Annotated in this window: 6 protein-coding genes; 3 read left to right on the top strand and 3 right to left on the bottom strand. The window is 60.8% G+C overall.

Annotated features, from left to right (window positions below):
* Nucleotides 1-59 precede the first annotated feature (59 nt).
* The 3 genes from OS914_RS17265 to OS914_RS17255 are packed head-to-tail and all read right to left on the bottom strand — an operon-like array spanning nt 60 to nt 1,809.
* Nucleotides 60-311: a hypothetical protein gene (locus OS914_RS17265; protein ID WP_267547293.1), complete on the bottom strand. Its 252-nt coding sequence runs from the start codon at nt 309-311 to the stop codon at nt 60-62.
* Nucleotides 311-1,105 carry an aspartate/glutamate racemase family protein gene (locus OS914_RS17260; RefSeq protein WP_267547292.1) on the bottom strand — a complete coding sequence of 265 codons (795 nt, stop codon included), beginning with the start codon at nt 1,103-1,105 and terminating at the stop codon, nt 311-313. Before OS914_RS17260 ends, OS914_RS17265 begins: the two co-directional genes overlap by 1 nt.
* Nucleotides 1,106-1,161: 56 nt before the next feature.
* A complete protein-coding gene (locus tag OS914_RS17255; RefSeq protein ID WP_267547291.1) occupies nt 1,162-1,809 on the bottom strand; it encodes a GntR family transcriptional regulator in 648 nt (215 codons plus the stop codon).
* A 659-nt stretch (nt 1,810-2,468) separates the two neighbouring features.
* Here OS914_RS17255 and OS914_RS17250 point away from each other — a divergent pair.
* The 3 genes from OS914_RS17250 to OS914_RS17240 all read left to right on the top strand — a co-directional run bounded on the left by OS914_RS17250 (nt 2,469) and on the right by OS914_RS17240 (nt 6,515).
* Nucleotides 2,469-3,935: an MFS transporter gene (locus tag OS914_RS17250; protein ID WP_267547290.1), complete on the top strand. Its 1,467-nt coding sequence runs from the start codon at nt 2,469-2,471 to the stop codon at nt 3,933-3,935.
* Between the two features lie 98 nt (nt 3,936-4,033).
* Complete coding sequence (locus tag OS914_RS17245) at nt 4,034-5,515, top strand: amidase (protein ID WP_267547289.1); 1,482 nt, start codon at nt 4,034-4,036, stop codon at nt 5,513-5,515.
* A 358-nt stretch (nt 5,516-5,873) separates the two neighbouring features.
* Nucleotides 5,874-6,515, top strand: coding sequence for a nucleoside/nucleotide kinase family protein (locus OS914_RS17240; RefSeq protein ID WP_267547288.1), 642 nt, complete (start codon nt 5,874-5,876; stop codon nt 6,513-6,515).
* The last annotated feature ends 505 nt before the right edge of the window (nt 6,516-7,020 follow it).

The following is a 7,020-nucleotide window of genomic DNA, read 5'->3' as shown; positions in this document are numbered from 1 at the left end:
GCGGCGAGTCCTACCGAGTCAAAAACGCGTTGATGAAATGAGCAGACAGCTGAAATGGCCTAAAAACGCGCCGCAGTGGCCTGATTCTTAGCGCCGAAATGGCCTACTTTAACTTGACGAAACACACAGTGTCCATCAACCCCGCCAGGAATAACGACCCTACCGGCCGCGTCAATGACGCGGTCAGCTGCGGGCACTGGCTCGGAAGCGTCGAGCACGGCGCAGATACGACCGCCGTCGACCACCACGTGGGCTGTGCGACTACCGAAGGAGTTAACGACAAGGCCGTTGGCAATCACGAGACTGCTCATCAGAGGACAACTCCTTCGGTGTGGGTGAGCGTTTTGGCTAGCGGGGAGATTTGGACGGCGTCGAGGGCGGCGTTCATGGCCGGTGAGAGCCCGTCCCTGCGCTTGGGTGGCGGTGGTGCGAACGAACCGGCACGGTGTGGTCCGGAGCGCAGGCCGATGACTGCCTCTGCCAGGCGGATGCCGGCCCCGATTCCGTCGACGACGGGGACCGGGATGTCGGAGGCTACATCGCGGGCTAGTCCCGCCAGGGGAGCGCCGGCAAGGATGACAACGTCGGCGCCGTCCTCAGCGACAGCAAGACGGGCAAGTTCCACCAAGGTGGGACCGAAGTCGTCCTGAACCGTGCCGATGTTGCCAAGGACCTGTTTGATCGAGCGGATCGAGGCCAGCCGCTGACCGAAGCCGAACTGTTCTACACAATCGCGATACCAGGCTCTGATGCGGTCCGAAATCGCGATGATCGACATCCGCTGGCCTTGCAGAGCCGCAGCACACAGGGCCGCCTCGGTAATGCCAATGACAGGGACATTCACGAGTTCCTTAAGAGCAGGCAGGCCGGGGTCCCCGAACGCTGCGACGAGGACACCGTCGACTGTGCCACGGTGTTCAGCAATGAGCTCGGCGACCGCCCCGGCGGCGATGAGTGACTCAAAGCGGGTTTCAATGTACTCGACCCCGTATCCGGCAGTGTCCACGATCAGTTCAGTGCCTGGCGTTGCTGAGCGCTCTGCCTCGGCACGGATGAGTTCGGTGACGTCGTGGCTAATATTTGGATTGACCACTAGAAGTTTCATGGATGGTTCCCTGTCTTTTGACCGGACCGATGGCAGGGGTCTTGGGAGGCCCTTACTTAGACGGTGTCCGGGTATTGTTCCTTGTACTTGCCAATGTGATGGATTGATTGCCCCGCGCCCCGCTCGGGATCCCCGCTCGCAATCGCGGCGAGGAGTTCACGGTGTTCCTGGATGAGCTCGGACAGGTCCGTGACGTGCCGGAAGAGCCAGTGCATGCGGCCCTGAAGCGGTTCCAGGGCGGTCTTTAAGAAGCCGTTGTCTGCGATCCGTGTGACCTCGTCGTGAAATTCGGTGTTGGTGCGATGTGCCTCATTGATGTTTCCCTTAGCGAGGGCCTCTGAGGCCCTGTCTAAGATCGACCACAGTGTTGCTATGTCGTCCGGCGTCGCCCTCTCGGTCGCACGCCGGCAGGCTAAAACCTCAAGGGAGGCACGAACGTCAAAGAGGTCCTCGACCTCCCGCTCGCTCAGCCCAGCGACCACGGAGCCTCGAGTGGCCCGCTCCGCCAGCACGCCCTCTTGGTGGAGCATGCGCAGGGCTTCGCGGATCGGCAGTCTGGAAACATTGAACTCCGCCGCAAGATCCCGCTCAACCAATCTCGTCCCGGCGGCGTAATGGCCCTCAAAGATACGAGTTCGAAGGGTATCGCGAATCTCCTCACGCAGTGGCCGACCCCTCTGTGGCTCTGGTAACGGTTGCGCCACTTTTTGCTCCTTTACTCAAGCTGCACGGACGCAGCTGATGGTGTCTAACCAAGGCCCAACGAGAACACCCATGAGATTGCATGAAAAACGGCCAAACCGATTGACCTGCCCCACAATGAGAAATCGCAGCTTTTACCGCGAACTTCAACGTCTGAACTATCAATTCCATCAGACCGGGTGGTGGCCGGGAGGTGGGAATACGCCCGTGAAAGACGAACTGAACGCTCTTCACGACACTCCGGACAAGGGTGCGTCCAAAACTTAGATGTGAAACCGGTTGGGATCCCAAGACCACGTTAGGTGTCTCAGCCTCCAACCGTCAAGAGGTCAAGCGACTTCCACCGGAACCTCCGTCCCTGATCCCCAAAAAGGCCCGAAGCCAGCTTCACTGCACGAGGAAGCAGCATGTCGGGTGCACTGACAATCCGTCGAATTTGATTCCCCTAAACCCTTGACGCGTGTTACCCATCACACTTAGGCTCATCACTGGGATCCCAACTTGGGATCCCAGTATTGGGCTTTAGGGTGTGGACCACCGTCTCTATCCTGCGAGCAAACCTCAGCAACTCCAGACCGTCACGGCACCACGACGCACCGTGCGATCGGTCCACCCCATGCCTGCCGGCACGTGAAGTGCCTGCCCCTGAAGGGAGAATCCCTTGAGCCCTCAGCTCACGCCCCAAGAAGCTGCGACATCGCAGCGCCAACATTCGCAATTAGCCTCCGCCCTGGATACTATCGGCCTGGGCAGGGCCCAGAAGATCATCATCCTGCTCGTGGCCATCGGCACTATCTTTGATGCCATCGAACAATTCAACATTGGCTATGCCGCCCCCGCGATCAAGCGGGTCTGGGCCCTGCAGGACTTCCAAGTGGGCCTGTTGAGTACCGCGACGTTCGGCGGGGTTGCCGTCGGATGCCTTTTGGCCGGCATCGCCGGAGACGTTCTGGGCCGCAAGGTCACCTATCTGTACAACTTAGCTCTCTACACCCTGGGGGCCCTTGTCTGCGCCTTTGCCCCCGACTACACCGTCCTGATCATTGGGCGCATCATTGTCGGAATCGGGCTCGGCGGCGAGCTGAACACCGGCATCACCATTGTCTCGGAAATGGTTCCGACAAAGCTGCGCGGGGCGTGCACCGCGATCGTCCAGGTCGCCGGTGGTGGTCTCGGGATCTTCCTCTCCAGCGCCCTCTCCTGGGCGATCCTCGTTCCCGGGGGCCACCTGTTCGGTGGCGAGGACCTGAGCTGGCGCTGGCTGCTGGGCGTCCTGGCCGCACCCGCACTCCTGGTCTTCGTTTACCGGCGTTTCATGCCGGAAAGCCCGCGCTATCTCCTCACCCGCGGCCGCGTGAAGGAAGCAAACACCGTCCTTAGCCTGTTCTCCCGTGGGCGGCTGCGCAATGACGGCGGACCCGTCAACGAATACGTGAAAACGCCCGAGGGATTCAAGACTCCCCAAGAGTCGGTGCGGCTCCTGGATATCTTCCGTGGAGTCCTCCGTCGTCGGACCGCGGTGCTGTGGATCGTGTCTTTCATGGCTTTTGGTGCACAAGATACCATCACCATCTTCATGCCCTCGATTCTCGTCAACGAGGGCTACGCGGTGGCAACCAGCCTCAGCTTCACCCTGATCATCAACCTCGGCGGGCTGATCGGTTCCATCCTTGGCGCTTTCGGTGCCCACAAATGGCGGCGCAAGATCGTCCTCACCTACGGCTGCCTCGCTGCCGTCGTGACCGCCATCGGGTTCGTCATGTCCCCAAACCTAGGACTCGTCCTTCTCTTCGGATCACTCTTCCAGCTCATGTCCATGGTGTTGAACACGCTCGTCTGGGTATGGGCACCTGAAATGTATCCCACCCGTGTCAGGGCCTTCGGCGTCGGCGCATCAGTGTTCATTGCCTCCGCAGCCGGCTCGATCATCCCGCCCTTCGCAGGAAAAGTCCTTGAGTCCTTCGGTGCCGTCGGCATCTTCGGTCTCGTCGTGGCCATGTACCTCATCGCAGCCGCCGCCGTGAGGTTTGGTCCGGAAACGCTGGGCAAGTCCCTGGAGCAGATCTCCGAACTCGACAACCAGGTCGAGAGCCTTGAAGTCGCACCAACGACGACCAGCACCCCCTAAAGATCCACCCGTTATCGGCTCTGGGCGTCCGGATCACCCGGACGCCCAGAGCCGCCGGAACACCACCACGCCGTGAACCCCGTATTACAAGGAAGACCATGCCCGAGATCACTACAGAGTCAACGCCGATCCACACCATGGACGCCGGCACCCTAGCTGCGGCCATCCGCGACCGACAAGTCACCGCGGTGCAGGCAGTCACGGCCTATGTTGAAAGAATTGAGCGCTACAACCACCTCCTGGGGGCGATAGTTTCTCCAGGTCCGGCGAGGCTTCGCAGTGAAGCCCTCGCCCGGGCTGCTGCCGCCGACGAGGCCCAAACCCGGGGAGAGGTCCTGGGTCCCCTTCACGGTGTACCCTTCACCGTCAAGGACACCCTCGCGGTGGCCGGCTACCCGGCCACCGCCGGGTCAATGGTCCTCAAGGACTACATTCCAGAGGCAACAGCGACCGTCATCGCCCGGATCCTGGCCGCAGGGGCCACCTTTCTGGGTAAAGCGAACTGCTCAGAATTCGCCGTCGACACACATGCGGGAAACCTGCTCTTCGGAGACTCCCGGAACCCCCTCGACACGACGCGGACACCAGGGGGTTCCAGCGGCGGTGACGCCGTTGCCGTCGCCGCCGGGCTCAGCGCCTTTGGCATCGGAACCGATTTCGGCGGCTCCGTCCGCTGGCCCGCACACTGTACCGGAACACTCAGCATGCGCCCCACGATCGGACTGCTCCCCGGCACGGGCATCCTGCCCTACGACACGACGGCGCCGATCGCACCACCAAATTCGGCCTCCGTCCTTCATCGCTACATGACTGCAGGACCGATCACCCGGTCGGTCGATGACCTCGAACTACTCGTCCGCATCATGGCCGGCCCCGACGGCCTCGATGCCCAAACCGCACCCGTTACCGTCCCGCCCTCAACATCCATAGACATCTCAACGCTGTCGGTGGCCTGGTGTGCCGGCGAAGGCACAGTCCCGATCCGCAGCGACGTCGTCACAGCCCTCGCCGCGGCCGCCGGAAGACTCACCCCAAGCGTCGCATCCGTCCGTGAGCAACGCCCTCCCCGGCTTAATGAGGCAGCAGGACTCTTCCTTGAGCTCCGCGATGCCGAAGGCCTGCCAGAGGTAGCAATGGCCATCCAGAAGGCACAAGCCGAACAATCGGATATCGCGGTAACGCCAGGGATCCTCGCGTACCTCGCCTCAGTCGAAGCAACACTAACGAACCAAAGCGCCAGCGATGCCCTCACCCATTTACTCGACGCCACCGCCCGCCGGGACGCGGTCTACACGGCAGTATGTACCTTCCTCAACGACCATCCCATCCTCCTGCTGCCCGTCGCCAGCGTCACCGCCCCACTCATCGGCACAACCTCCGAACAGATCGACGACGCAGTGGTGCCCTGGTCCCAACTCGGATCCAGCTGTCGGGCCATAAGCATCCTCGCCCTGCCCAGCGCCGTCATCCCCATAGGCCACGGCGAAAACGGAATGCCAATCGGCATCCAAGTAATCGGCCGCCGCTTCCACGACCACGAAGTCCTGGCCGTCGCCAGAGAACTCGAACGACTCAGCTAACCAACAACCCCAGCCGGGCGAGAGCTTAAAATGTGATCTCCATGAGACCACGTAGTTGAGACGGTCCGGAGCTCCGACGCGCCCGGGAAATCATGCTCCCTCAAACCGGCCTTCGCCGAACGGCAGCATATAATTCGTGTCTGCTGATTCAGGCGTCTAAGGTCGAGTACTGCTGCCCGGCCGTCAGTGAAGAATGACGGTAGGCACAGCAACGTGGTCCTTGGCCGTTAGATCTGTGCTCGCCGCTGCGCTTCGCAGGCCATAATGCGGCACTGAAGTGCACCCACCCCGGCACACGGGAATGGCTGGCCGCTATCCCCAGCGAGACACCGTTTGACTACCTGAGGACACAACAACAATGACCACAGCTGTCCCTCTTGAGGAGCTAGTTAAAAGCGCTGCAAGCTTGGCCACACTGCGGACTCGGAGCATTCTGGGTATCACCGGAGCACCCGGCGCAGGGAAATCGACACTCGGCCACCGAATTGTTGACGCATTGGGACCAGACAAAGCCGTCCTAGTACCCATGGACGGCGTTCATCTAGCCAATGTCGTTCTTCTTGAAAAGGGCTTACGTCAGGTGAAAGGTGCCATAGAGACATTCGACGATGCCGGGTATGCCAGCCTGCTTCACCGAATCCGCGACCAGAAGCCCGGCGAAATCATCTACGCCCCTAGTTTCAACCGCAATCTCGAAGAACCCATAGCGGGCAGCATCCCTGTGCACGCTGAGGTTCCTCTGGTGGTCACAGAGGGCAATTACCTGCTCGCCGAAAACGGGGCTTGGCCATCAGCCCGCGACTGCCTCACCGAATCCTGGTTCCTCGATCCCGAACAGGACGATCGGCACGACTGGCTCATCAAGCGACACATGGACTACGGCAAAACCGCCGAAGGAGCCCGACACTGGGCCCTCGGCTCAGACGAGAACAATGCCAAGCTCATCAAGGCCACGGCATACCGCGCCGACCGCGTCATTCAAATCCAAGGACTGATTTAGGGGTCGACTTTCGGGCAGTATGCAGAGGCCCGGCGGCGCGGACATTCTGACCAGCTCATTGCCACCAAGTTCCAGCTTGAGTCCCTTGCATCCCACCCAGACCCTTTGGATACCATCAGCCGGCTAACAACAATTCTCGATCAAGCACGAATTGGGGGACCAAATGGCCTTGTATAACTCGCCACCCCAGAGTGCCATCCGCGAACTTGCACAGGTTACTCGCAACTTCGACAACGTCGTTGAACGCCTGCGTAAGTCGGCGTTCTTGCAAACAAGGCACAAACGCCGTTGACGGGGGGATTTTCGGCTGCTGTCAAACAGTGGGGATAGGCTAGATCGCTGATATCCGGGAGGTGTGTTGTTTGTTGAGGCAAGAAACCGCAAGCACCCCACACTTCTCATTAATTTTACCAGCCGATAGGGTGCGACAAAGCTAGCGGGGGAGTTCAGCCTTGGCCCGTTACGCTCCAGCTGCCGACTGGGCTCGGAAGTGCCCATGGCCTGG

The organism is Arthrobacter endolithicus (assembly GCF_026627425.1).
In the GTDB taxonomy this organism is placed as follows: domain Bacteria; phylum Actinomycetota; class Actinomycetes; order Actinomycetales; family Micrococcaceae; genus Arthrobacter_M.
The sequence above is the reverse complement of the archived record's forward strand: the minus strand, read 5'-3'. Positions and strand labels throughout refer to the sequence as shown.